Origin of the sequence: Streptomyces sp. NPDC012794 (assembly GCF_042901085.1) — a bacterium.
Lineage (GTDB): Bacteria > Actinomycetota > Actinomycetes > Streptomycetales > Streptomycetaceae > Streptomyces.
Map to the genome: position 1 here is coordinate 41,019 of NZ_JBIBCI010000015.1, position 24,102 is coordinate 65,120.

At 73.1% G+C, this 24,102-nt stretch carries 18 protein-coding genes; 2 read left to right on the forward strand and 16 right to left on the reverse strand.

The genetic code is table 11. From position 1 onward, the window contains the following. Positions 1 to 8: 8 nt before the first annotated feature. The 11 genes from ACFY7H_RS25160 to ACFY7H_RS25210 all read right to left on the reverse strand — a co-directional run bounded on the left by ACFY7H_RS25160 (position 9) and on the right by ACFY7H_RS25210 (position 16,555). Positions 9 to 1,709, reverse strand: coding sequence for a proline--tRNA ligase (locus tag ACFY7H_RS25160; protein WP_388941881.1), 1,701 nt, complete (start codon positions 1,707 to 1,709; stop codon positions 9 to 11). A 42-nt stretch (positions 1,710 to 1,751) separates the two neighbouring features. Beyond that, entirely contained in the window at positions 1,752 to 2,336 is a 585-nt protein-coding gene (locus ACFY7H_RS25165; protein WP_388941884.1) for a GNAT family N-acetyltransferase, read from the reverse strand. Between the two features lie 72 nt (positions 2,337 to 2,408). Beyond that, positions 2,409 to 3,251, reverse strand: coding sequence for a GNAT family N-acetyltransferase (locus tag ACFY7H_RS25170; RefSeq protein ID WP_388941887.1), 843 nt, complete (start codon positions 3,249 to 3,251; stop codon positions 2,409 to 2,411). Positions 3,252 to 3,402: 151 nt separating this feature from the next. After that, complete coding sequence (ispG, locus tag ACFY7H_RS25175) at positions 3,403 to 4,560, reverse strand: flavodoxin-dependent (E)-4-hydroxy-3-methylbut-2-enyl-diphosphate synthase (RefSeq protein WP_388941890.1); 1,158 nt, start codon at positions 4,558 to 4,560, stop codon at positions 3,403 to 3,405. Positions 4,561 to 4,736: 176 nt separating this feature from the next. Beyond that, positions 4,737 to 6,038, reverse strand: a complete 1,302-nt coding sequence (locus tag ACFY7H_RS25180) for a M50 family metallopeptidase (RefSeq protein WP_388941893.1) — start codon at positions 6,036 to 6,038, stop codon at positions 4,737 to 4,739. Then, positions 6,035 to 7,297: a 1-deoxy-D-xylulose-5-phosphate reductoisomerase gene (gene dxr, locus ACFY7H_RS25185; RefSeq protein WP_388941896.1), complete on the reverse strand. Its 1,263-nt coding sequence runs from the start codon at positions 7,295 to 7,297 to the stop codon at positions 6,035 to 6,037. Before dxr ends, ACFY7H_RS25180 begins: the two co-directional genes overlap by 4 nt. A 12-nt stretch (positions 7,298 to 7,309) precedes the next feature. Beyond that, the gene (locus tag ACFY7H_RS25190) at positions 7,310 to 8,629 is read right to left on the reverse strand and encodes a hypothetical protein (protein WP_388941898.1); all 1,320 of its coding nucleotides are present in this window, start codon (positions 8,627 to 8,629) and stop codon (positions 7,310 to 7,312) included. Positions 8,630 to 8,722: 93 nt separating this feature from the next. After that, positions 8,723 to 10,672, reverse strand: coding sequence for an acyl-CoA dehydrogenase family protein (locus tag ACFY7H_RS25195; protein ID WP_388941902.1), 1,950 nt, complete (start codon positions 10,670 to 10,672; stop codon positions 8,723 to 8,725). Between the two features lie 195 nt (positions 10,673 to 10,867). Next, positions 10,868 to 12,313: an aldehyde dehydrogenase family protein gene (locus ACFY7H_RS25200; protein WP_388941905.1), complete on the reverse strand. Its 1,446-nt coding sequence runs from the start codon at positions 12,311 to 12,313 to the stop codon at positions 10,868 to 10,870. Positions 12,314 to 12,510: 197 nt separating this feature from the next. Then, positions 12,511 to 14,091, reverse strand: coding sequence for a PucR family transcriptional regulator (locus ACFY7H_RS25205; protein ID WP_388941907.1), 1,581 nt, complete (start codon positions 14,089 to 14,091; stop codon positions 12,511 to 12,513). A 100-nt stretch (positions 14,092 to 14,191) separates the two neighbouring features. Next, positions 14,192 to 16,555: an ATP/GTP-binding protein gene (locus ACFY7H_RS25210; protein WP_388941910.1), complete on the reverse strand. Its 2,364-nt coding sequence runs from the start codon at positions 16,553 to 16,555 to the stop codon at positions 14,192 to 14,194. A gap of 240 nt (positions 16,556 to 16,795) precedes the next feature. On the opposite strand from ACFY7H_RS25210, the gene gabT reads away from it, so the two are divergent. Together gabT and ACFY7H_RS25220 are read left to right on the forward strand one after the other, a co-directional pair. Beyond that, positions 16,796 to 18,130, forward strand: a complete 1,335-nt coding sequence (gene gabT / locus ACFY7H_RS25215) for a 4-aminobutyrate--2-oxoglutarate transaminase (protein WP_388941913.1) — start codon at positions 16,796 to 16,798, stop codon at positions 18,128 to 18,130. A 365-nt stretch (positions 18,131 to 18,495) separates the two neighbouring features. Continuing rightward, positions 18,496 to 19,050, forward strand: a complete 555-nt coding sequence (locus ACFY7H_RS25220; protein WP_388941915.1) for a phosphatase PAP2 family protein — start codon at positions 18,496 to 18,498, stop codon at positions 19,048 to 19,050. Positions 19,051 to 19,125: 75 nt separating this feature from the next. On the opposite strand, the gene ACFY7H_RS25225 is transcribed toward ACFY7H_RS25220, so the two are convergent. The 5 genes from ACFY7H_RS25225 to ACFY7H_RS25245 all read right to left on the reverse strand — a co-directional run bounded on the left by ACFY7H_RS25225 (position 19,126) and on the right by ACFY7H_RS25245 (position 24,078). Beyond that, positions 19,126 to 19,587 (reverse strand): hypothetical protein, encoded by a 462-nt coding sequence (locus ACFY7H_RS25225; protein ID WP_388941917.1) that lies wholly within the window; start codon positions 19,585 to 19,587, stop codon positions 19,126 to 19,128. Positions 19,588 to 19,768: 181 nt separating this feature from the next. After that, the gene (locus ACFY7H_RS25230) at positions 19,769 to 21,187 is read right to left on the reverse strand and encodes an NAD(P)/FAD-dependent oxidoreductase (RefSeq protein WP_388941920.1); all 1,419 of its coding nucleotides are present in this window, start codon (positions 21,185 to 21,187) and stop codon (positions 19,769 to 19,771) included. 22 nt (positions 21,188 to 21,209) lie between these two features. Further along, entirely contained in the window at positions 21,210 to 22,004 is a 795-nt protein-coding gene (locus ACFY7H_RS25235) for an ABC transporter permease (protein ID WP_388941923.1), read from the reverse strand. Beyond that, entirely contained in the window at positions 22,004 to 22,933 is a 930-nt protein-coding gene (locus ACFY7H_RS25240; protein WP_388941926.1) for an ABC transporter permease, read from the reverse strand. The genes ACFY7H_RS25235 and ACFY7H_RS25240 overlap by 1 nt, the downstream gene beginning before the upstream one ends. Continuing rightward, on the reverse strand, positions 22,930 to 24,078 hold the full coding sequence (locus ACFY7H_RS25245) for an ABC transporter ATP-binding protein (protein WP_388941929.1): 1,149 nt from the start codon (positions 24,076 to 24,078) through the stop codon (positions 22,930 to 22,932). Before ACFY7H_RS25245 ends, ACFY7H_RS25240 begins: the two co-directional genes overlap by 4 nt. Positions 24,079 to 24,102 lie beyond the last annotated feature (24 nt).

A 24,102-nucleotide genomic window follows, 5' to 3' on the forward strand; every position in this document is an offset into this window, starting at 1 on the left:
GCCGCGGGTCAGGTCAGCCGGGAGAGGGCCTCGGCGAGGGGGAGTTCCTCGCGGGTGCCGGCGGCGCGGTCCTGGAGCTCGACGACGCCCTCGGCGGAGCGCCTGCCCGCCACCAGGATCCACGGCACGCCGATCAGCTCCGCGTCCGTCAGCTTGACCCCGGGCGACAGCCCCGGCCGGTCGTCCAAGAGGACCCGCAGCCCCGCCGCGGCCAGCGCCCCGGCCGCCTCCTCCGCCAGCGCGAGCGGACCCGCCTTGCCCGCCGCCACCACGTGGACGTCGGCCGGCGCCACCGAGGCGGGCCAGCACAGGCCCCGCTCGTCGGCCGTCTGCTCGGCCAGCGCGGCCACCGCCCGGGAGACGCCGATGCCGTAGGAGCCCATCGTCACCCGGACCGGCTTGCCCTCCTTGCCGAGGACGTCCAGCCCGAAGGCGTCGGCGTACTTGCGGCCCAGCTGGAAGATGTGCCCGATCTCGATGGCCCGGGCCGGCTTCAGCCCCGCCCCGCAGGACGGGCAGGGGTCGCCGGGCTCGACGACGACCACGTCCAGGTAGCGGTCCACCTCGAAGTCCCGGCCGCAGACCACGTTGAGGGCGTGGGTACCGGGCTTGTTGGCCCCCGTCACCCAGGCGGTGCCGGGTGCGACGCGGGGGTCGGCGAGGTAGCGGACCCCGTCAAGGCCCTGCGGGCCCACGTAGCCGCGTACCAGGTCGGGCCGGTCCGCGAAGTCCTCCGCCGTCACCAGCTCCACCACCGCCGGGGCCAGGTGCTCGCCCAGCTTGCCGAGGTCCACCTCGCGGTCCCCCGGCACGCCGACGGCGGTGATCTCGCCGTCCACCTTGACCAGGAGGTTCTTCAGGGTCGCGGAGGCGGGGACGCCGAGGTGCGCGGCCAGGGTCTCGATGGTGGGGGTGTCGGGGGTGGGGATCTCCTCCAGCGGGGCGTGGCCGGCGTCCGCGGCGGCGGGCGCCGGGGCGAAGGTGACCGCCTCCGTGTTCGCCGCGTAGTCGCAGGAGGGGCAGTCCACGAACGTGTCCTCGCCCGCGCCGGCCGGTGCCAGGAACTCCTCCGACGCCGAGCCGCCCATCGCGCCCGAGACCGCCGACACGATGCGGTGGTCCAGGCCGAGGCGCTCGAAGATGCGTACGTAGGCCTCGCGGTGGAGCCGGTACGACTCTTCCAGGCCCTCCTGGGACACGTCGAAGGAGTACGAGTCCTTCATCTGGAACTCGCGGCCGCGCAGGACGCCGGACCGCGGCCGGGCCTCGTCCCGGTACTTGGTCTGGATCTGGTACAGCATGACCGGCAGGTCCTTGTAGGACGTGCACTGGTCCTTCACCACGAGCGTGAAGATCTCCTCGTGGGTCGGACCGAGGAGGTAGTCGGCGCCCTTGCGGTCCTTCAGCCGGAACAGCAGGTCCCCGTACTCCGACCAGCGGCCGCTGACCTCGTACGGCTCCTTCGGCAGCAGCGCCGGCAGCAGCACCTCCTGCGCGCCGATCGCGTCCATCTCCTCGCGGACGATGCGCGCGACGTTGTCCAGGACCTTCTTGCCGAGCGGCAGCCAGGTCCACACCCCGGCGGAGCTGCGCCGGACGTAGCCGGCCCGGACCAGGAGGCGGTGGCTGAGGGTCTCGGCGTCGGCCGGGTCCTCGCGGAGGGTCTTGGCCATGAGGCGGGACATGCGCTGCACGTGGTGAGTGGACATGCCGGGAGGCTATCGGGGGCGGCCCGGAGCCCCGAAACGAATTCAGCGCGCCCGCGGGGGCCTCAGGAGGGGCAGCGGGGCGCCCATGACGGCGTAGGGCAGGCCCGCGCTCGGGAAGTGGACCTTGCGGGCCAGGTCCCGGTAGCCGAGGGACGCGTACAGCCCGCGCGCCGGGCTGTCGGTGTCGATGGCGGAGAGGATCGAGCGGGGTTCGGCGGCGCTGTCGGTGATCCGGGTGATGAGGGCGCGGCCGACGCCGCGGCCCTGGAAGCCGGGGTGGACGTGCAGCTCGGTGATGACGAAGGAGTCGTCGAGCCAGGAGTCGCTGCCGCCCGCCCGCAGATAGGGCTCGACGATCGTGGACCACCAGTGGCCGCGGTCGTTGGGCATGCCGTACACGAAACCGGCCAGCGCCCCGTCGTCGGTGAACGCGCCGAGCGCGCGGGCACCGGGGCAGGTCATGTGGCGCTGGACGATGTAGCGCCGGATGCCGACCTCTTCCTCGCTGAGCCCGAAGGCGACGGCCTGGACGCGCAGGGCCTCGTCCACCCGGCCTGCCAGGTCGAGGTGCCCGATGCGGAGACCGGCGGGCCGTGCGGGGTCGTCGCCCGGGGAAGTAGGCAGCATGCGGCGACCTTACTTCGGAGGTAGGGCGCCGCGGTACGGCTTCCGGGACGAAACCGGCCGCCCCGGCCGCGGTCAGAACAGGACGCTCATGAACGCGCCGACCTCTCGGAAGCCGACCCGGCGGTAGGCGGCGCGGGCGGCGGTGTTGAAGTCGTTGACGTAGAGGCTGACCAGGGGCGCCACGTCGCGCAGCGCGTACTCGACGACCGCTGCCATGCCGGTCTCGGAGTGCCCCCGGCCGCGGAACTCCGGGGCCACCCAGACGCCCTGGATCTGGCAGGCGGCGGCGGTGGCGGCGCCGATCTCGGCCTTGAAGACGACCTTGCCGTTCTCGACGCGGGCGAAGGAGCGGCCGCTGCCGACGAGCTCGGCGACGCGGGCCTGGTAGAGCAGCCCGCCGTCGCCGGCCATGGGCGAGATGCCGACCTCCTCGGTGAACATGGCCACGCAGGCGGGCATGATCAGGTCCATCTCGTCCTTGCGGATCCGGCGGACCATCGGGTCGGGGGCGATCTCGGCGGACGGCCGCTCGGTGACCATCAGCGGCTGGTGGGCGCGGACGTCGCGGGCCGGTCCCCAGCTGGGCTCCAGGAGCTGCCACAGCAGCCGGGTGGGTTCGGCGGGGCCCACGATGGAGGAGCAGCGGCGGCCGGTGCGGCGGGCCCGGTCGGCGAAGGCGCGTACGGCGTCGGGTCCGGCGCAGACGGGGACCAGGTTGGCTCCCGCGTAGCACAGGGAGCGGAGCTCGCCGTCGGCGTACCAGCCCCACATCTCGCCGCCCAGGCGCCACGGATCGAGGCCGGCGACCTGGACCCGGGAGGTGACGAAGGCGTTCTCGACGGGCTCGCGTCCGAGGATGCCGAGCGCGGCGTCGAGATCACTGGGTTCAAGGACCCTGGTCGTGGTCTGCGTCAACACCGGTGCCTCACCATGCAAGTCTGCTGATCTCCGCACTGTACCCGCCGCGACCTGCGCCCGCCCGGTCGCACAGGTCACGAAAAGGCCCGGCCTCGCCCCGCGAGCTGCGGGGACGGGGCCGGGCCGGGACGGGTCGTGGCGGTGCGGATCAGACGCCGATGGCGACGCTGGGCTCGCCCGAGGTGACGCCGTCCTTCTCCATCTGCTCGGCGATCTTCAGCGCCTCTTCGATGAGGGTCTCCACGATCTTGGACTCGGGGACGGTCTTGATGACCTCGCCCTTGACGAAGATCTGGCCCTTGCCGTTGCCGGAGGCGACGCCGAGGTCGGCCTCGCGGGCCTCGCCGGGGCCGTTGACGACGCAGCCCATGACCGCGACGCGCAGCGGGACGGTCATGCCCTCCAGGCCGGCCGTGACCTCCTCGGCCAGCTTGTAGACGTCGACCTGGGCGCGGCCGCAGGAGGGGCAGGAGACGATCTCCAGGCGGCGCGGCTTGAGGTTGAGCGACTCCAGGATCTGGTTGCCGACCTTGACCTCCTCGACCGGCGGCGCGGAGAGGGAGACGCGGATGGTGTCGCCGATGCCCTCGGAGAGCAGCGCGCCGAAGGCGACGGCGGACTTGATGGTGCCCTGGAAGGCGGGGCCGGCCTCGGTCACGCCGAGGTGCAGCGGGTAGTCGCACTGGGCGGCGAGCTGGCGGTAGGCGTTGACCATGACGACCGGGTCGTTGTGCTTGACCGAGATCTTGATGTCGCCGAAGCCGTGCTCCTCGAAGAGGGAGGCCTCCCACAGCGCGGACTCGACGAGCGCCTCGGGGGTGGCCTTGCCGTACTTCTTCAGCAGGCGGGCGTCGAGGGAGCCGGCGTTGACGCCGATGCGGATCGGCGTGCCCGCCTCCTTGGCGGCGTACGCGATCTCCTTGACCTTGTCGTCGAACTGCTTGATGTTGCCCGGGTTGACGCGGACGGCGGCGCAGCCGGCGTCGATCGCCGCGAAGACGTACTTGGGCTGGAAGTGGATGTCGGCGATGACCGGGATCTGCGACTTCTTCGCGATGACGGCCAGCGCGTCGGCGTCGTCCTGCGTCGGGCAGGCGACGCGGACGATCTGGCAGCCGGACGCGGTCAGCTCGGCGATCTGCTGGAGCGTGGCACCGATGTCGGAGGTGCGGGTCGTGGTCATCGACTGCACCGAGATCGGCGCGTCGCCGCCGACGGCCACGGAACCGACCTGGATCTTGCGGCTGACCCGGCGGTCGGCAAGCTTCGTCGGCACGGACGGCATTCCGAGAGAGATGGCGGTCATCTGCTGTGCAACCCCAAGGTGTGGATCGAGGTCCCGAGATCGGCGGGCTCCAGCCTTCGAGGTTACGCCAAGCCGCGCGTGCCCCGTGCATCCGAGGGGCCTCACCACCCGAACGCGGGGAGCCGGGCACGATGCGTGCCCGGCTCCGGTGGCGCCGTGGTGCGGGGGCCGTACGGCTAGGTGATCTTGATGGGGTTGACCACGTCCGCGACGAGCACCAGCAGGGTGAAGCAGACGAAGACGCCGGCGACCACGTACGCGGCGGGCATCAGCTTCGCCACGTCGAAGGGGCCGGGGTCGGCGCGCCGGAAGACCTTCGCCACGGTGCGGCGCAGGGACTCCCACAGGGCGCCGGCGATGTGCCCGCCGTCCAGGGGAAGCAGGGGCAGCATGTTGAACAGGAAGAGCGAGAGGTTGAACATGCCCAGCACGTTGAGCAGGATCGACATCCTCTGCTCGCTGGGCAGGTCCAGCGCGGCGATGTCCCCGCTGATCCGGGCCGCTCCGACGATGCCCATCGGGGAGTCGGCCTCGCGCTCGCCTCCGCTGAAGGCCGCGTTCCACAGGGCGGGGATCTTGGCGGGGAGGTTGAGCAGGCCCTGGACGCTGCCGTCGACGACCTCGGCCATGTGGTCGACGGACTCGCCGAAGGACAGCGCGGCGATCTCGCTCTTCGGGCTGAAGCCGAGCCAGCCGGCGGTGATGTACTCGCCCTTGACGTAGCCGCCGTGGCCGTCGGTCTTGGCGACCTGGTTCGCGATCAGGGTGACGGGGACGCTGAGCTGCTGCCCGTCGCGCACGACCGTGACGGTGGCGGGGCCGACGGTGTCGCGGATCCGCTTCTGGAGGGCGGCCCAGTCGGCCACCTTCTTGCCGTTGAAGGCGACGATGCGGTCGTCGGCCCGCAGTCCGGCCTTCTTCGCGGGGGCCACCGGGTCGCCGTCCTTGCAGACGTCGCGCTTCTCGCTCTGCTGGATGACGCAGGGCGAGACGGTCGCGATCTGCGTGGTCGTCCGGTTGATGCCGAAGGTCATCCAGACGCCGAAGAAGATCGCGAGGGCGAGCACCAGGTTCATGAAGGGGCCCGCGAACATCACGATCACGCGCTTCCAGGGCTTGCGCGTGTAGAAGAGCCGCGTCTCGTCCCCGGGCCGGAGCTCCTCGTAGGCCGCCGAGCGGGCGTCCTCGATCATCGACCGGAACGGCGAGGTGGAGCGGGCGGTGACCTTGCCGTCCTCGCCGGGCGGGAACATCCCGATCATGCGGATGTAGCCGCCCATCGGGATGGCCTTGATCCCGTACTCGGTCTCGCCCTTCTGGCGGGACCAGATGGTCCTGCCGAAGCCGACCATGTACTGGGGCACGCGGATGCCGAAGAGCTTGGCCGTGGAGAGGTGGCCGAGCTCGTGCCAGGCGATGGAGAACAGCAGCCCGATCACGAAGACGAGGATGCCGATCACCGTCAGCAGTACCGTCATGCGCCCGCCTCCACGGCGGCCCGCGCCGCCATCTCCCGTGCCCGGGCCCTGGCCCAGGTCTCCGCTTCGAGGACGTCCGCCACCGTCAGGGAAGTTCCCGACGCGGGCGATCCGTGCTCGTCGACCACTGCTGAGACGGTATCCATGATTGCCGTGAACGGCAGCCGACCGGCCAGGAAGGCGTCCACGCACTCCTCGTTCGCCGCATTGAAGACGGCGGGGGCGGTGCCGCCCAGGGAACCGACGTGCCGGGCGAGGCCGACCGCCGGGAAGGCCTCGGTGTCGAGCGGGAAGAACTCCCAGGTGGAGGCCTTGGTCCAGTCGAAGGAGCGGGAGGCGTCCGGGACCCGCTGGGGCCAGCCGAGGCCGATCGCGATGGGGCCGCGCATGTCCGGCGGGGTGGCCTGGGCGAGGGTGGAGCCGTCCGTGAACTCGACCATGGAGTGCACGTAGGACTGCGGGTGGACCACGACCTCGATGCGGTCGAAGGGGATGTCGTAGAGCAGGTGCGCCTCGATGACCTCCAGCCCCTTGTTGACCAGGGTCGCCGAGTTCACGGTGATGACCGGGCCCATGGCCCAGGTGGGGTGCGCGAGGGCGTCCTCGACGGTCACCGAGGCCAGCTCCGCGCGGGTGCGGCCGCGGAAGGGGCCGCCGGAGGCGGTGACCACGAGCTTGCGGACATCGGCGCGGGTGCCGGCGGCGAGGGCCTGGAAGAGGGCCGCGTGCTCGGAGTCCACGGGGATGATCTGGCCGGGGGCGGCGAGGGCCTTGACCAGCGGGCCGCCGACGATCAGCGACTCCTTGTTGGCCAGGGCGAGGGTGCGGCCCGCGCGCAGCGCCGCGAGGGTGGGCGCGAGGCCGATGGAGCCGGTGATGCCGTTGAGGACGGTGTGGCAGGGCGAGGCGGCGAGTTCGGTCGCGGCGTCGGGCCCGGCCAGGATCTCGGGCAGCGGCTCGGCGGCGCCGTACTGCTCGCCCAGCGCCTCCTTCAGGGCCGGTACGGCGTCCTCGCGGGCGACGGCCACGGCCTGGACCCGCAGCTTCCGTGCCTGCTCGGCCAGCAGCCCGACGCGCCCGCCCGCGGCGGACAGCGCGGTGACCGGGAACCGGTCCGGGTGGCGCAGGGCGAGGTCGATGGCCTGGGTGCCGATGGAGCCGGTCGACCCGAGGATCACGATGTCCCGGCGGCCGGCCGCGGCGTCGAAGAGGAGGTGCGGATCGGCGAGGGGGGCTGGACTGTCGCTCATGCCCCCCATTGTTGCCGCAACTCAGGGGCGCTTGGACACGGAGTCCCCGTCCGTGACGCGCGCCAGGAGTTCGGGCAGGGTGCCGGCGAAGTCGGGGAGCGCCCGGGCGGCGCGCCACCAGGCCCCGGTGTCGTTCCCGAGGGCCGCGTCGAAGAGCCGGTCGGCCTCCGCGCGGGCGGCGAGCACGGCGGCCGGGCGGTCGTGGCGGTCGGGGTGGCCTATGTCCCCGAGCCACTGGTCCTCGTCGAGCGCCCAGCAGGCGGGGACCTTGTGCCGGACCACGTCGGCGCCGGTGAGCAGGCCCCGGTCCAGGCAGTCCCGGACCCAGCGGACGTCCTCGGCGGCCGTCTCCATCGGCACGGCCAGGCTGACCAGGGCCAGCTCGCGTTCCCACGCGCCGGCCGGCTCGGCGGGAACCGGGTCCGGGGCGAGGTGGCGGACGGCGCGGGCCAGCGCCGGGTCGTGGCGTACGTCTCCGGGCGCGGTCGGGGTGCCCGCGGCCAGCGCGGCCGCCAGTTCGGGCAGGGTGCCGCGGAAGGCGGGGGCCCGGCGGCCCAGTTCGGCCCACAGCCGGGGGTCGTCGCCGAGGGCGGGGCGCAGGGCGCGGTGCACGGCCGACTGCATCTCGGCCTGTTCGGGCAGGCTCCAGCGCAGCCCGCGGGCGACGGGGAGGTGGCCGAGCAGCAGGGTGCGGGGCGCGGGGGCCACGTACGCGACGAGCTCGTCGCAGGTCAGCAGGCCCATCCGGACGGCGCGGACGGCGGGCCGGTACCAGTGGCGGCCGTACGGATCCCCCGTGCGCGCGTCGAGCAGCGCCCGGCACGCCGCCCGGGGCAGTCCGCCCGCCAGCAGCAGCGCCTCGACCGCGCCGGCCGGCAGCGGGGCGCGGGCGTGGGCGCGCAGCAGCGGTCCGGGGTCGTGGAGGTCGAGCAGGTGCGGCATGCGGAGCAGGGTGAGCGGGATCCGGGGGCGGCGGCCGTGCCTGCGCAGCAGGCGGATCAGCTCGTCGGGGGCGAGGGGGCCGGGGCCGGTCTCGGCGAGCAGTTCGGGCGAGGGCCCCGGCCGGGCGGCGTACCGCGCGGGGCCGGGCAGGCCGGGCAGCGGGCGGCCGACGACGTGCGGGTTGCGGGCGATGTAGTGCCGGTCGGTGTCGGTGCCGTGGCGCAGCAGCAGGGTGACGGCGGCGGCGGGCAGCCACTGGTCGCGGCACAGGTACGTGCGGGTGGGCCCGTCGAGCCGGTCGACCAGGCCGGCCACCACGGCGTGCGGTGCGTGGCGCAGCAGGTGCGCCACGCACCAGGCCAGCCGTCGGCGGGCCCGGTCCTCCTCGGCCGTCGCCATCGTCCTCGCCGCCTCGTGCTCGTGCCGGTACCGGTGCTCTGCCCGTACGCCCGTACTCGTACATCCGTCCGGTCTGCTGCCGATGATGGCAGGTCAGCGCAGGGGACGGTGAACGTTTTCCCGGGTGGAGGGGCCGGGAGCGGCGTCCGCGATCCACGGGCCGTCGCCGGAAGGGTCGAGGACGCCCTCCTCCAGCCAGGTGTAGGCGCCGCCGAGGACCCCTTCGACGACCTTGCGGTCGAGGTCGTCGGTGTTGGACCACAGACGGCCGAAGAGCTCCTCGACGCGCAGCCGGGACTGGCGGCAGAAGGCGTCGGCGAGCTGGTAGGCCTCGCGGCCGTGGTCGCCGCTCTCGCGCAGGTGCTCGGCGCGCACGCAGGCCGCGCTCATCGCGAAGAGCTCGGCGCCGATGTCGACGATCCGGCCGAGGAAGCCCTGCTTGGTCTCCATGCGGCCCTGCCAGCGCGCCATGGCCATGAACATCGCACGGGCCAGCTTGCGGGCGCCGCGCTCGACGTAGCGCAGGTGGGTGGCGAGGTCGGGGTGGCCGGCCGGGTGGAACTCCCGGTAGGTGCCGGGCACCTGGCCGGGGCCGGTGGCGAGCTTGGGCAGCCAGCGGGCGTAGAAGCCGGCGGCACGGGCGCCGGCCTTCGCCTTGTCCCCGAGGTTCTTCTCGGGGTCGATCAGGTCCCCGGCGACGGAGAGGTGGGCGTCGACGGCCTCGCGGGCGATCAGCAGGTGCATGATCTCGGTGGAGCCCTCGAAGATCCGGTTGATGCGCAGGTCGCGCAGGAGCTGTTCGGCGGGCACGGCGCGTTCGCCGCGGGCGGCGAGGGACTCGGCCGTCTCGAAGCCGCGCCCGCCGCGGATCTGGACCAGTTCGTCGGCCATCAGGCAGGCCATCTCGGAGCCGTAGAGCTTGGCGAGGGCGGCCTCGATGCGGATGTCGTTGCGGTCCTCGTCGGCCATCTGGGAGGCGAGGTCGACCACGGCCTCCAGGGCGAAGGTGGTGGCGGCGATGAAGGAGATCTTCGCCCCGACGGCCTCGTGCCGGGCGACGGGGCGGCCCCACTGCTCGCGCACGCCGGACCATTCCCGGGCGATCTTCAGGCACCACTTGCCGGCGCCGACGCACATGGCGGGCAGGGACAGCCGGCCGGTGTTGAGGGTGGTCAGCGCGATCTTGAGGCCGGCTCCCTCGGCGCCGATCCGCTGGGCGGCGGGCACCCGGACGCGGTGGAAGCGGGTGACGCCGTTCTCCAGGCCGCGCAGGCCCATGAAGGCGTTGCGGTGCTCGACGGTGATGCCCGGCGAGTCGGCCTCCACGACGAAGGCGGTGATGCCGCCGCGGTGGTTCTCGCTCCGGGGGACGCGGGCCATGACCACGAGCAGGTCGGCCACCACCCCGTTGGTGGTCCAGAGCTTCACCCCGTCGAGGACGTAGGTGTCGTCGTCCTCCGGGTCGGGCACGGCGGTGGTGGCCAGCCGCGCCGGGTCGGAGCCCACGTCCGGCTCGGTGAGCAGGAAGGCGCTGATCGCGGAGGTGGCGCAGCGCGGCAGGTAGGCGTCCTTCTGCTCCTTGGTGCCGAACATCTTCAGGGGCTGCGGCACGCCGATCGACTGGTGCGCGGAGAGCAGGGCACCGATGGCCGGGCTGACGGAGCCGACGAGGGCGAGCGCCTTGTTGTAGTAGACCTGGGTGAGACCGAGGCCGCCGTACTCGGTTCCGATCTTCATGCCGAGCGCGCCGAGCTCCTTGAGCCCGCGCACCGTCTCGTCGGGGATCCGCGCCTCGCGCTCGATGCGCCGCCCGTCGATCTCGTTCTCGCAGAAGTCCCGCAGCCGGGCCAGGAAGGCCTCGCCGCGCCGGACGTCCTCGTCGGCGGGCGACGGGTGGGGGTGGATCAGGTCGAGCCGGAAGCGGCCGAGGAAGAGTTCCTTGGCGAAGCTGGGTTTGCGCCAGTCCTGCTCGCGGGCCGCTTCCGCGACCTGCCGCGCCTCGCGCTCGGTCACCTTGGGCTGTACGGGCCGTGTTGCCGACATCCGGGTACTCACCTCGCCGCATCGGGGGGCCTACCGATCGGTGCTACCTGTCAGTCGTACCCGCTCCGGACGCCGGGGAAAATACGGGCGCCTGCAAAAGGGGGATCCCGTGCCGGAGGGCGGGGGTGGAAAGGGGGACGGCCGGAGCCCCCGCACAGTAGGCTCCGGCCGTCGGTCTGGGACCGTACGAGTCGGTCAGATGTCGAGGCCCGTGAGGACCAGGACGCGCTCGTACGTGTAGTCGTCCATCGCGTAGCGGACGCCCTCGCGGCCCACGCCGGACTGCTTGACGCCGCCGTACGGCATCTGGTCGGCGCGGTAGGAGGGGGCGTCGCCGATGATCACGCCGCCGACCTCGAGCTCGCGGTGCGCGCGGAAGGCGATCTGGACGTCGCGGGTGAAGACGCCGGTCTGCAGGCCGAACTTCGAGTCGTTGACGGCGGCGAAGGCCTCGTCGGTGTTCTCGACCTTCGTCAGGGTCAGGACCGGGCCGAAGACCTCCTCGGTGGCGAGCTTCACGCCGGCCGGGACGTCCGCGAGGACGGTCGGCTCGACCGTGGCGCCGTCGCGCTTGCCGCCCGTGAGCAGCTTGGCGCCGGCGGAGACGGCCTCGTCCACCCAGGACTCGACGCGCTTGGCGGCGTCCTCGGAGACCAGCGGGCCGACGTCGGTGGCGTCGTCGGAGGGGTCGCCGGTGACCTGGGCCCGGACCTTCTCGACGACCTTCTCGACGAGGCGGTCGTAGACGGAGGCGTCGGCGATCACGCGCTGCACGGAGATGCAGGACTGGCCGGCCTGGTAGTTCGAGAAGGTCGCGATGCGGGTCGCGGCCCAGTCGAGGTCGGCGTCGGAGGACCAGTCGGCGAGGACGACGGCCGCGGCGTTGCCGCCCAGCTCCAGGGTGCAGTGCTTGTGGGGCACCGACTGCTGGATGGCGTAGCCGACGGTGTCGGAGCCGGTGAAGGAGATGACCGGGAGGCGGTCGTCCTTGACCAGGGCCGGCATCTTGTCGTTGGCGACGGGCAGCACGGACCACGAGCCGGCCGGCAGGTCGGTCTCGGCGAGCAGCTCGCCGAGGATCAGGCCGGAGAGCGGGGTGGCCGGGGCCGGCTTCAGGATGATCGGCGCGCCGACGGCGATGGCCGGGGCCACCTTGTGGGCGCACAGGTTCAGCGGGAAGTTGAACGGCGCGATGCCGAGGACCGGGCCCTTGACGAAGCGGCGGGTCAGGGCCAGGCGGCCGACGCCGCCGGCGTCGGTGTCCAGGCGCTGGGCCTCTCCGCCGTTGAAGCGGCGGGCCTCTTCGGCGGCGAAACGGAACACGGACACCGCACGGCCGACCTCACCGCGGGCCCACTTGACGGGCTTGCCGTTCTCGGCGGAGATCAGCTGGGCGATCTCCTCGGTGCGCTCCGCGAGCCGCTTGGACACGTGGTCCAGGGCGGCGGCGCGTACGTGGGCGGGGGTCGCGGAGAACTCCGCCGTCACGGCGTACGCCGCGGCCACGGCCTCTTCGACCTGGGCGTCGGTGGGCACGCTGACCGTGCCGACCAGGCGTCCGTCCCACGGGTTGTGGACGTCGAAGCTGTCCTGGCCGGTGGCCTGGCGGCCGGCGAGCCAGAAGGCGTGGGTGGAAGTCATGCGAATCCCGGCCCTTCGGAGTGTGCGGTGGGTCGTTGTCCCCACCACGGTAGGACTCCGCCGGGCTTTCGTGTTTATCCGGCATGGAGCACCTTCCCGCGCTCCTGCTCCGCTTTGGCACTGTCCCTCCCCCGGCGCCCCGGTCACGGGCCGGTGCGGCGCGCGCCGGAAGGGGTGCGCGGGGAGGGGCGCGCGCGTCAGGAGGCCGGCGGGCCGGCCTTCAGGGCGAGCCACAGCTCCATGCGGACGTCCGGGTCGTCCAGGGAGCGGCCGAGGATCTCCTCGACGCGCTTCATGCGGTAGCGCAGGGTGTGGCGGTGGACGCCGAGGTCGGCGGCGGCGGCGTCCCACTGGCCGTGGCGGGAGAGCCACGCCTGGAGGGAGGCCACCAGGTCGCCGCGGCCGGTCGCGTCGTGCTCCCGCAGGGCCCGCAGGGTGCCGTCCGCGAAGGCGCGTACGGCGTCGTCGGCGAGCAGCGGCAGGACCGAGCCCGCCGCGAGGTCCTCGTGCTCGACCAGCGCCCTCCCCCGCCGCCGGGCCACCGCGAGGGACTGGTCGGCCTGCTTGAGGGCCGCCGCGACCCCCGCCGGGCCGGCCGGCGCCGACAGGCCGACCACCAGTTCGTCGGGCTCCGGCCCGGCCGCGTCCCGGCCGCGCCGGGACTCCTGGGCCTCCGCGTGGTCGGCGCACGCCTGTGCCGCCGAGCCCCCGTCGGCGGCCAGTACCACCAGCCGGCCCGGTTCCGGGACCACCAGCAGCGTCTCTCCGGTCCGCGCCGCCGCCGACTCCACCGCGTCGGCCAGCAGCGCCAGCCCCTCCGGCTGGGCCGTCCCGGGCAGCGCCGGCTCGGCGACGATGATGCGGAACGGGGCTTCCAGCAGGGCCCCGTACAGGTCTCCGGCCACGGCCCGCGCGTGCTCCGGCTCCCCCTCCAGCAGCATCCGCAGCACGGCCGCGCCCAGCCGGGACTCCGCGTCGTGCAGCGACCGGGAGCGCTCGGTGGTCAGGGTCAGCAGCGCGACGGCGGAGTGCACCGCGTACCGCTCGGCGGTGCCCAGCGGGGCCGCCGTCCCGACGGCGAGGGCGCCCCGGGCCCGGCGCCCGGTGCCGAGGGACTGGAGCTCGACCCGGTCCTCGGCGCCGCCCACCACCGCGCTCGCCGGCGCGGGCCGCTCCCGCAGCCGCTCCACGTCGGGGGTGAGCCGGGCGGCCCGCCGCGCCGCCCAGTCGGGGGCGGCGGCGACGACGGCGCCGGAGGTGTCGTACAGCGCGGCCCAGCCGTGCACGTGGGCCGCCAGCTTCGCCAGCAGGTCGGCCGGGCCGTCGGGGGACAGCGCGGCCCGGGTCAGCTCCCGCTGCGCCTCGAAGCCGGCGGTCACGGCGCGGTACTGGTCGGCGGCCAGCGCGGCGGAGACGGCCTTGCTGATGGCGAGGAACGGGGTGCGCCTCGGCACCTCCAGCAGCGGCAGGTCCTCCTCGCGGGCGGCCTGGAGCAGCGCTTCGGGGATGGCCTCGTAGTTGACCCCGACCGCGAAGCCGATGCCGACGACCCCGGCGGCGGCCAGCCGCCGTACGTAGCGGCGCATCTCCTCGGGGTCGTCCGCGTCGAGCTTCATCGCGGTGACGAGCAGCAGCTCGCCGCCCTCCATGTACGGCACGGGGTCGGCGAGCTCGCTGACGTGGGCCCAGCGCACGGGGGTGTCGAGGCGGTTCTCCCCGGCCCGGACGGTGAGCTTGAGCGCCGAGTGCTGGACGAGCGAGGCGAGGGTGAGCGGCATCGGGTTCCAGACGGGGAGGGAGGGGACGGGGCCGCGGAGCGGGTCTTCGCCACGTCGTATGAACGACCCCTTTCGATTCTGCCACCCCGTACGGGTCCCCTCAGCCGGTCCCCGCCAGCCGGAGCAGCAGCGGAGCGGCTCGTTCCCCCTGTACGGAGGTCAGCGACAGCACCGCGCAGCCGGGCGGGACGGCGTGCGCCAGCTCGGAGGCGGACCAGCGTTCGCGCTCCACCTGGCGCACGGTCACCGCGTCGGTGGTCACGGCCTTCCCGGTGACCAGCTTGCGGAAGGCGTGGAGGGCCCGGGTCAGCGGCTGGTCGGCGAAGACCGTCCGGTGGGTGACGTCCCGGGTCTCGACCCACTCGGTGCCCCAGGCCTCGGCGAAACGCTGCCCGTCCCAGGTGGTGACCCCGGAGAAGGCCATCCGGCAGCCGACCGCGCCCAGCAGCGGCGTGCGCAGGGCCTCCGGCACGTCGTCCAGGGTGCGCAGGGTCAGCAGCACCCCGGCGTTGGCCGAGCGCAGCCGCTGTACGCCGCGGACGGTCTCCGGGGTCAGGGTGTGCGCGGCGTCGTCCAGGGCGAGGAAGGCGAACAGCGAGCGGTCGGCGCGGGCGGCGGCGGAGGCGTTGAACTGGGCGAGGAGCAGCCGGGCCAGCATCCGGGACGCGTCGGCGTGGCCCCGTTCGGGGAGGTCGACGCGGACCCGGACGGGGTGTTCGAGGGCGCGCAGGGAGAAGGGGCGGCCCCGCCGCTCGGAGCCGCCAGCGGCCGCCGCGGCGTCGTAGGCCCCGACGTCGAAGAAGCCGGCGAAGGCGGGCCGGTCGAGGAGGGCGGCCCGGTCGGCGAGCGCCGGGCCGGGGTCCCCGGGGGCCCCCTGCTGGCGCAGGCGCGCGTCGAGCTCGCGGAGCATGGCCTGCCGGCCGGTGCCCTCCAGTGCCTGGCGGAGCGCGGTGAGGGCGGAGGGCACCCCGTCGAGCAGTTCGCGCAGTTCGGGTACGGCGGGGAAGCGGCCGTACGCCTCCCGGAAGGGGCCGATCAGCTGGGCGAGGGTGGTCGCGGCCCGGCGTACGTCGATGCCGGGGACGTCTCCGACGAAGGCCTCGGCGAGGAGGCCGGCGGCTTCGTCGGGGTCGGCGGTGCCGCCGTAGAGGTCGAGGTCGTGGACGGAGGCGGGGTCGCCGACGCGCACGACGATGTCGTAGGCGCTGTCGGGGCCGAGCTGGGTACCGGCCGCGCCGACGGCGACGACGGCGGCCCGGCCGGCCAGCGCCTGGAGCGCGAGCGATTCGACGACGGGCCGGACGAGGCGGGCGGTCTTGCCGGTGCCGGAGGGGCCGACGGCCAGCAGGGAGGTGCCGAGCACGCCGGGATCGAGGGCGATCCCGGTGCCGCGGCGGGCGTAGGGGTTGCGCTCCCCGTCCTCGACGGTGCCGAGCAGCACCTGGCGGGCCAGCAGGTCGTGGCGAGCGGCCCGGACCGGCAGGTCGCGGTCGCCGGAGGGATGGACGCAGGCGGCGGCGCCCTTCTCCCGTACTGCGGTGTCGAAGGCCCGCAGCCGGCTGGGGTCGGCCCGTACGGACTCCCAGGCGCGCCGGATGCGGGTGTAGTCCACGTCGTTCATCCGCCCGGCCGCGGCTTCGGCGCCGAGGCGCTCGGCGGCCGCGGCGAGTCCGGCCGCGCGCAGCTCCGGCCAGTCGGCGGGGTCGGCGCCGGGGGCCGCCTCCACGGGTGCGGTCCCGGGCCCGGGGGTGGGGGCGGGCCGGCGGGCCAGCCGGGCGAAGAAGACCAGGACCGGTGCCAGGACCACCCCGTACACGAGGTAGGTGACCAGCTGCTGCACTCCCGGGCTCATCTCCGCGTAGGGCAGGTGGCCGCCGACGAGGCTGAGGAGTGGCACGGTCCGGGTCCAGATGATCACCACGACGAACAGGGCCAGCGCCGCCGCGCCGAGGACGCGCGCGCGGGGGCCGCGGGCCGCGACGAGCCGTTCGAAGGCCAGGCCCCACGAGCCGAGGCGGCTGAACCACACCACCAGCGCCCCCGTGACGAGCAGCATGTACACCTGGAGCGCGGCGACGCCGGGCCCGGGTCTGGGCGCGCCGCCGAGCTCCCACCAGTCGTGCGGGGTGAGCAGCTTGACCGGCAGGTCGGTGTACGGGATGTAGTTGTCGGTGATCAGCGACCACAGCAGGACGCAGGCGAGGAAGGAGATGACCACGCCGCTGAGCAGCGACCGGTCCGTGGCGGGGTCCTCCTCGCTCCCGGCGCGCGGGACGTGGCCGAAGCGCCAGACGCCCGGTTCGGCCCCCGGGCGGGGGGTGCGCAGCCAGTCGGTGAAGGGGCCGCCGACGGCGGGGGCGTGCCGGGGCTTCGGCGGGGCCCCGGGCGGCGGCTGCGGGCCCGCCGGCCGTGGGACGTGACCCTCGCGGGTCGCCGGTCCGTCGTGCGTGCCCTCGGTGTTCATGAAACCCCTGCCCCCTGCCCGTTCCCAACGCGCCGCGGCGCTCAATCTAGTGCCCGGCCGGGCCCTTGGCCCCGCACCCCGCGGTGATCCGCGGAACGGGTGCCGGTTTCTTCCTATGGCCATCGCGGACAAGGACACGCGGACACCACTCCCGAACGGAGCATGCCTTACTCCCTCCGCCGGGCCTAGCCTGCGGACAAAGACACAAGTGCGTCCGAAAACACCCCCCAGGAGCCCTCTATGACCGCTGTCCCGCAGGAGCGTCGCATCGTCACCGCGATCCCCGGCCCCAAGTCTCAGGAGCTGCAGGCCCGCCGCCTCGAGACGGTGGCCGGCGGCGTGGGCTCCGTGCTCCCCGTCTTCACGGCCCGCGCGGGCGGCGGCATCATCGAGGACGTCGACGGCAACCGCCTGATCGACTTCGGCTCCGGCATCGCCGTGACCTCGGTCGGCGCCTCCGCGGAGGCCGTGGTGCGCCGCGCGTCCGCGCAGCTCGCCGACTTCACGCACACCTGCTTCATGGTCACGCCGTACGAGGGCTACGTCGAGGTCTGCGAGGCGCTCGCCGAGCTGACCCCGGGCGACCACGCCAAGAAGTCGGCGCTGTTCAACTCGGGCGCCGAGGCCGTCGAGAACGCCGTCAAGATCGCCCGTTCGTACACCAAGCGCCAGGCCGTCGTCGTCTTCGACCACGGCTACCACGGCCGCACGAACCTGACGATGGCGCTGACCTCGAAGAACATGCCGTACAAGCAGGGCTTCGGTCCGTTCGCCCCCGAGGTCTACCGCGTCCCGGTCGCCTACGGCTACCGCTGGCCCACCGGTGCCGAGAACTGCGGCCCCGAGGCCGCCGCCCAGGCGATCGACCAGATCACCAAGCAGATCGGCGCCGACAACGTCGCCGCGATCATCATCGAGCCGGTCCTCGGCGAGGGCGGCTTCATCGAGCCCGCCAAGGGCTTCCTCCCGGCGATCGTGAAGTTCGCCAACGACAACGGCATCGTCTTCGTCGCCGACGAGATCCAGTCCGGCTTCTGCCGCACCGGCCAGTGGTTCGCGTGCGAGGACGAGGGCATCGTCCCGGACCTGATCACCACCGCCAAGGGCATCGCGGGCGGTCTGCCGCTCGCCGCCGTGACCGGCCGCGCCGAGATCATGGACTCCGCCCACGCGGGCGGCCTGGGCGGCACGTACGGCGGCAACCCGGTGGCGTGCGCCGGCGCGCTCGGCTCCATCGAGACCATGAAGGAGCTCGACCTCAACGCCGCGGCGAAGAAGATCGAGTCCGTCATGAAGGCCCGTCTGACGGCCATGCAGGAGAAGTACGAGATCATCGGCGACATCCGCGGCCGCGGCGCCATGATCGCGATCGAGCTGGTGAAGGACCCGGTCTCCAAGACCCCGTTCCCGGAGGCGGCCGGCGCGCTCGCCAAGGCCTGCCACGCCGAGGGCCTGCTCGTCCTCACCTGCGGCACCTACGGCAACGTGCTCCGCTTCCTGCCGCCGATCGTCATCGGCGAGGACCTGCTGAACGAGGGCCTGGACATCATCGAGGGTGCTTTCGCGGCCCTCTGACCGAACGTCAGTTTCGAAGGCCTAGAACGCCTGGACGCGGCGCCCGCCCCCTACCACCGGTAACGGGCGGGCGCTGTGAAGAAGCTGTGGGGGGCCGATGGCGGGAGCGCGTTCCCGCTGTCGGTCCCCCTTTCGCTGGCGTACGGTTTCTGCAGATGAGTGAGACAGACCGTTTCCGGGAGACCGGGGGCGACACCGGTACCGGGCTTCCCCAGCGCCGTACTGGTCATGCGTTCGCGCACACTCCTCGCAGATCGGACGGCCGTCCGCCCCAAACCCCCCGGGGCGAACGGCAACCCGGTCCGGGCGGCCGCCCCGGAACCATCCCCCCTGTTCCGGGGTGGCCGGCCATCCTCCCGACGGCCGTGTGCCTCGGCCTCTTCGCCCTGATCACCTGGCAGGTCCTGGTGTCGGGGCCGCTCCTGGTCCCGGACCACGCGCTCAGCCGCGCCCTCGTGCGCACCGTCCCCGACACGGTCACCGAGCGCCTCGCGGACCTGGGCAACGTCCCGGTCGCCGTCCCCGTCCTCGTGCTGGCCATGGCGTACGCCGCCTGGCGCGGCCGGCGCGTCGCCGCGCTCGCGGCCGGCCTGGCGATGGCCCTGCTGCCGGCGCTGATCGTCCCGCTCAAGGCCTGGACCGCCCGCCCGGGCCCGCTGGAGCCCTGGGCCTCCGGGTACTACCCCTCGGGCCACACGGCGACGGCCCTGACCGCCTACGTGGGCGCGGCGCTGCTCCTCGCCCCGTACACCCGCCGTCCCTGGCCGGTGGCGGCCGCCCTCACCCTGTCGGCGGCGACGGCCGCGGGCCTGGTCCTGCGCGGGTTCCACTGGCCCCTCGACGTGCTGGCCAGCGTCCTGCTGTGCGTGCCGCTGCTGCTGGGGGTGCGCCGGGCGGCCGGAGGCCGGGGCGGGAGCTGAGTCCCGGCCGCACCCGGGGGAGCCCGGTCCGCCGCCGGGGAGCGGCGGCGGCCGGGGCCCGCGGGGTCCGTGCGGTCAGGGCCTGCGGGGCTCCTCCGCCCGCGCCGCCGCGGCCTCGTGCAGCGCGAGCTCCAGCACCGCCGGGTCAGTGAGCGTGCCGCGCCCGTCCGGGACCTCCAGCCAGCGGACCCCGCCGGTCGCCCGGCCGGGGTACGGGACCACGATCCAGGTCCCGCGCCCGGCTCCCCGTACGCCCGTGCCGATCCAGCGGGCCGCCGTGCCCGGGGGCACGAAGAAACCCACCCTGGCGTCCTTGAAGTCGGCCAGCACCGGCCCGGGCGGACCGTACAGCAGGCGCAGCACGTCGAGGGCGGGCCGCCCCAGCTCCCCCGGCACGATCAGCACGTCCCACTGCCGGCCGGCCGGCAGCAGGGCGACCCCGAGGGGGTTGCGCTCCCATTCCCAGCGGCAGGCAGCCGGATCCGGTGCCGCCGAAACCAGCCATTCCACCGCGGTCCTCGCTCCCGGGAGCGTCATCGCCCGGCCTCCATCGTCTCGTTCTCGGTGTGGTTCTCACCGGGAGAGAGCGGGGCCGGGCGGGGCTATGACGCGGGTTGCGTTACTCCGTGGAGGTGAAGCGCATCCGGGCGGACCGCGGGCGTGCGCCGAGGCGTACGCGCGTGCCGGCGTACGCGTGTGCGCGGGGACGTACGGGGGGTCAGCTGTCGAAGCCGAGCCCGAGGCGGTCCAGCGTCCTGAGCCACAGGTTGCGGTGGCCACCCCGGGCGTCGGCGCGGGCCAGCGACCACTTGGTGAGGGCGATCCCGGTCCAGGCGAGGGGCTCGGGCGGGAACGGCATGGGCTTGGACCTCACCATCTCCAGCCGGGTGCGCTCGGTGGAGAGGCCGTCGAGCAGGTCCAGCATCACGTCGGCGCCGAAGCGGGTGGCCCCCACGCCCAGGCCGGTGTACCCGGCGGCGTAGGCCACCCTGCCGCGGTGCGCGGTGCCGAAGAAGGCCGAGAAGCGGGAGCAGGTGTCGATGGCCCCGCCCCAGGCGTGGCTGAAGCGCACCCCCTCCAGCTGCGGGAAGGCGGTGAAGAAGTGCTCGGCGAGCTTGAGGTAGGTCTCGGGGCGGTGGTCGTACTCGGAGTCGAGCTTCCCCCGGTAGGGGTAGACCGCGTCGTACCCGCCCCACAGGATCCGGTGGTCCCTGGTGATCCGGAAGTAGTGGAACTGGTTGGCGCTGTCGCCCAGTCCCTGGCGGTTCTTCCACCCGATCGAGGCCAGCTGTGCCTCGTCCAGCGGCTCGGTCATCAGCGCGTAGTCGTAGACCGGGACGGTGAAGGGGCGGATCCGGCGCACCAGCGACGGGAAGATGTTGGTGCCCAGCGCGACCCGGCGGGCGAGGATCGTGCCGTAGGGGGTCTCCACCGTCATCCCGGCGCCCGCCTGCGCCAGGTTCAGGCCGCGCGTGTTCTCGTAGATCCGCACGCCCTGCTCCAGGCAGGCCCGCTTCAGGCCCCAGGCGAGCTTCGCCGGGTTGAGCATGGCCACGCCGTCGCGGTCCCACAGGCCCGCGAGGAAGGTGGGCGAGTCGATCTCCGCGCGCAGCTCCTCCCCCTCCAGCCACTCGGAGCCGGCGCCGAGGCCCAGCCGGCGGGCCTGCTCGTGCAGTTCCCGCAGCTCCTCGACCTGGTGCGGCTCGGTGGCCACGTCGATCTCGCCGGTGCGCTCGAAGTCGCAGTCGATGCCGTAGCGGGCGACGGCCTCCTCGATGGCGTCGAGGTTGCGGGCGCCCAGCTCCTCCAGTTTGGCCAGCTCACCGGGCCAGCGGGCCAGGCCGTTGGCCAGGCCGTGGGTGAGGGAGGCCGCGCAGAAACCGCCGTTGCGGCCGGAGGCGGCCCAGCCCGCCTCCTTGCTCTCGATCAGTACGACGTCCCGTCCGGGGTCGCGCTCCTTGGCGAGCAGCGCGGTCCACAGGCCGCTGTAGCCGCCTCCGACGACCAGCAGGTCGCAGCGCTCGTCGGAGGTGAGGGCCGGCTGCGGAGCCGGGCGGCCGGGGTCGTCCAGCCAGTACGAGACCGGCTTCGCTTCGGAAAGGGATTTCGCAACACTACGCATGGCGACTGGGGCCATGTCTTCCAACTCCCTACGGGATCTACTTCGGTTGTGCCTTCTTGCGGCGGTTGCCGGCCCACTGGCCGGCGAGGACCACCAGCACCGCGATGAGGAACATCGCCGTGCCGATGACGTTGATCTGGACGGGCGTACCGCGCTGGGCCGATCCCCACACGAACATGGGGAAGGTGACGGTGTTGCCCGAGTTGAAGTTGGTGATGATGAAGTCGTCGAAGGAGAGCGCGAAGGACAGCAGCGCGCCCGCCGCGATTCCGGGGGCCGCGATCGGCAGGGTGACCCTCAGGAAGGTCTGCGCCGGTCCGGCGTAGAGGTCGCGGGCGGCCTCCTCCAGGCGCGGGTCCATCGACAGGACGCGTGCCTTGACGGCGGCGACGACGAAGCTGAGGCAGAACATCACGTGGGCGATGAGGATGGTCCAGAAGCCCAGCTGGATGCCCATGTTGAGGAAGAGGGCGAGCAGCGAGGCGGCCATCACGATCTCGGGCATGGCCATCGGCAGGAAGATCAGCGAGTTCACCGCACCGCGCGCCCGGAACCGGTACCGGACCAGCGCGAAGGCTATGGCGGTGCCGAGGACCGTGGCGCCGATGGTGGCCCACAGGGCGATCTGGAGGGAGAGCGCGAGGGAGCCGCACAGGTCGGCGACCCCGCAGGGGTCCTTCCAGGCGTCGAGGGAGAACTCCTGCCAGGCGTAGTTGAACCGTCCGGTGGGGTTGTTGAAGGAGAACACCGTCACGACGACGTTCGGCAGGATCAGGTACGCGAGCGTGGCGAGGCCCGCGATGACCACGAGATTGCGGCGGAGCCAACGCATCAGACCAGGTCCTCCGTCCCCGCTCGGCGGATGTAGATGGTGACCATGATCAGCACGATGGCCATGAGGATGAAGGACAGCGCGGCCGCTGTCGGGTAGTCGAGGATCCGCAGGTACTGCGACTGGATGACGTTGCCGATCATCCGGGTGTCGGTGGAGCCGAGCAGTTCGGCGTTCACGTAGTCGCCGCTCGCCGGGATGAAGGTGAGCAGGGTCCCGGAGACCACGCCCGGCATCGACAGCGGGAAGGTGACCTTGCGGAACACCGTGGCGGGGGTGGCGTACAGGTCGCCCGCGGCCTCGTGGAGGCGGGTGTCGATGCGCTCCAGCGAGGTGTAGAGCGGCAGGATCATGAAGGGGAGGAAGTTGTAGGTCAGGCCGCAGACCACCGCGAGCGGTGTGGCCAGGACCCGGTTCCCCTCGGTCATCCCGAGCCAGCTGGTGACGTCCAGGAAGCCCACCGCGTCGAGGGCGCCGACGACCGGGCCGCCGTCGGCCAGGATCGTCTTCCAGGCCAGGGTGCGGATCAGGAAGCTGGTGAAGAAGGGGGCGATGACGAGGACCAGCAGCAGGTTGCGCCAGCGGCCCGCCTTGAAGGCGATCAGGTAGGCCAGCGGGTAGCCGAGCAGCAGGCACAGCGCGGTCGCGGTGCCGGCGTAGAGCAGGGAGCGCAGGAACTGCGGGAGGTACTCGGTCAGGGCGTCCCAGTAGGTCCGGAAGTGCCAGGTGACCTCGAAGCCCTCTTCGAGCGAGCCGGTCTGCACCGAGGTGGAGGCCTGGTAGATCATCGGCAGCACGAAGAAGACGAGCAGCCACAGGATGCCGGGGAGCAGCAGCCAGTACGGGACCAGGCGCTTCTTCAGGGCCGCCCGGTGGACCGGGGGCCCGGCGGGCGCGGGGGCCTCGGGGGGCGCCGCGGTGGCCGTCATGCGCCCTCCTCGACCGTCTCGATGCCGGCCTCTATGTCCTGGGCGGCGTCCAGGCCGAAGCTGTGCTCCGGGTTCCAGTGCAGGACGACGTCGGCGCCGGGGACGAGGCGGCTGTCCCGCTCGATGTTCTGGACGTACACCTCCAGGCCCGGGCAGACCTGGCTGTCGATGACGAACTGGGTGGAGACGCCGATGAACGAGGAGTCGGCGATCTTGCCCGCGACCTTGTTGCGGCCGGCCGCGACGGCGGACTCCTCGGCCGCCGGGACCAGGGAGATCTTCTCGGGGCGCACGCCCACGAGGAGCTTTCCGCCCGCGCGGGGCGTGGTCGAGCACCGGGCGGCGGGCAGCCGCAGCGTGGTGCCCGAGGCGGAGACGGTCACGTCGGACCCGGTGGACTCGACGGAGGCCTCGATGAGGTTCGAGGTGCCGAGGAAGTTGGCGACGAAGGTGGTGCGCGGATTCTCGTACAGCTCGGCGGGGGCGCCCATCTGCTCGACGCGGCCGCCGTTCATCACGGCGACCGTGTCGGCCATGGTCATGGCCTCTTCCTGGTCGTGCGTGACGTGGACGAAGGTGATGCCCACCTCGGTCTGGATCCGCTTGAGCTCCAGCTGCATCTGGCGGCGCAGCTTGAGGTCGAGGGCTCCCAACGGCTCGTCGAGCAGGAGGACCTGGGGGTGGTTGATGAGGGCGCGGGCGACGGCCACGCGCTGCTGCTGCCCGCCGGAGAGCTGGTGCGGCTTCTTGCGGGCGTGCTCGCCGAGCTGGACGAGGCCGATCATCTCGTCGACCTGCTTCCTGACGGAGGCGACACCGCGGCGGCGCAGGCCGAACGCGATGTTCTCGAAGACGTCCATGTGCGGGAACAGGGCGTAGCTCTGGAAGACGGTGTTCACCGGGCGCTTGTACGGCGGCAGGTGGGTGACCTCGCGGTCGCCGAGGCGGATGGTGCCGGTGGAGGGCTCCTCCAGGCCGGCGATCATTCGCAGGGTGGTGGTCTTCCCGCAGCCCGAGGCGCCGAGCAGGGCGAAGAAGGAGCCCTGGGGGATGGTGAGGTCCAGCGGATGCACCGCGGTGAAGGAGCCGTAGTGCTTGCTGATCCCGGCGAGGCGTACGTCGCCGCTCGCGGTCTTGTCGGTCATGGGCCTGGGCCTTCGGTGGTGTGT

Coding starts and splice junctions, on each gene's coding strand:
- ACFY7H_RS25160 (WP_388941881.1), bottom strand. CDS start 1,709: ATGTCCACTCACCACGTGCAGCGCATGTCCCGCCTCATGGCCAAGACC.
- ACFY7H_RS25165 (WP_388941884.1), bottom strand. CDS start 2,336: ATGCTGCCTACTTCCCCGGGCGACGACCCCGCACGGCCCGCCGGTCTC.
- ispG (WP_388941890.1), bottom strand. CDS start 4,560: ATGACCGCCATCTCTCTCGGAATGCCGTCCGTGCCGACGAAGCTTGCC.
- ACFY7H_RS25180 (WP_388941893.1), bottom strand. CDS start 6,038: ATGACGGTACTGCTGACGGTGATCGGCATCCTCGTCTTCGTGATCGGG.
- dxr (WP_388941896.1), bottom strand. CDS start 7,297: ATGGGGGGCATGAGCGACAGTCCAGCCCCCCTCGCCGATCCGCACCTC.
- ACFY7H_RS25190 (WP_388941898.1), bottom strand. CDS start 8,629: ATGGCGACGGCCGAGGAGGACCGGGCCCGCCGACGGCTGGCCTGGTGC.
- ACFY7H_RS25195 (WP_388941902.1), bottom strand. CDS start 10,672: ATGTCGGCAACACGGCCCGTACAGCCCAAGGTGACCGAGCGCGAGGCG.
- ACFY7H_RS25200 (WP_388941905.1), bottom strand. CDS start 12,313: ATGACTTCCACCCACGCCTTCTGGCTCGCCGGCCGCCAGGCCACCGGC.
- ACFY7H_RS25205 (WP_388941907.1), bottom strand. CDS start 14,091: ATGCCGCTCACCCTCGCCTCGCTCGTCCAGCACTCGGCGCTCAAGCTC.
- ACFY7H_RS25210 (WP_388941910.1), bottom strand. CDS start 16,555: ATGAACACCGAGGGCACGCACGACGGACCGGCGACCCGCGAGGGTCAC.
- gabT (WP_388941913.1), top strand. CDS start 16,796: ATGACCGCTGTCCCGCAGGAGCGTCGCATCGTCACCGCGATCCCCGGC.
- ACFY7H_RS25225 (WP_388941917.1), bottom strand. CDS start 19,587: ATGACGCTCCCGGGAGCGAGGACCGCGGTGGAATGGCTGGTTTCGGCG.
- ACFY7H_RS25230 (WP_388941920.1), bottom strand. CDS start 21,187: ATGGCCCCAGTCGCCATGCGTAGTGTTGCGAAATCCCTTTCCGAAGCG.
- ACFY7H_RS25235 (WP_388941923.1), bottom strand. CDS start 22,004: ATGCGTTGGCTCCGCCGCAATCTCGTGGTCATCGCGGGCCTCGCCACG.
- ACFY7H_RS25240 (WP_388941926.1), bottom strand. CDS start 22,933: ATGACGGCCACCGCGGCGCCCCCCGAGGCCCCCGCGCCCGCCGGGCCC.
- ACFY7H_RS25245 (WP_388941929.1), bottom strand. CDS start 24,078: ATGACCGACAAGACCGCGAGCGGCGACGTACGCCTCGCCGGGATCAGC.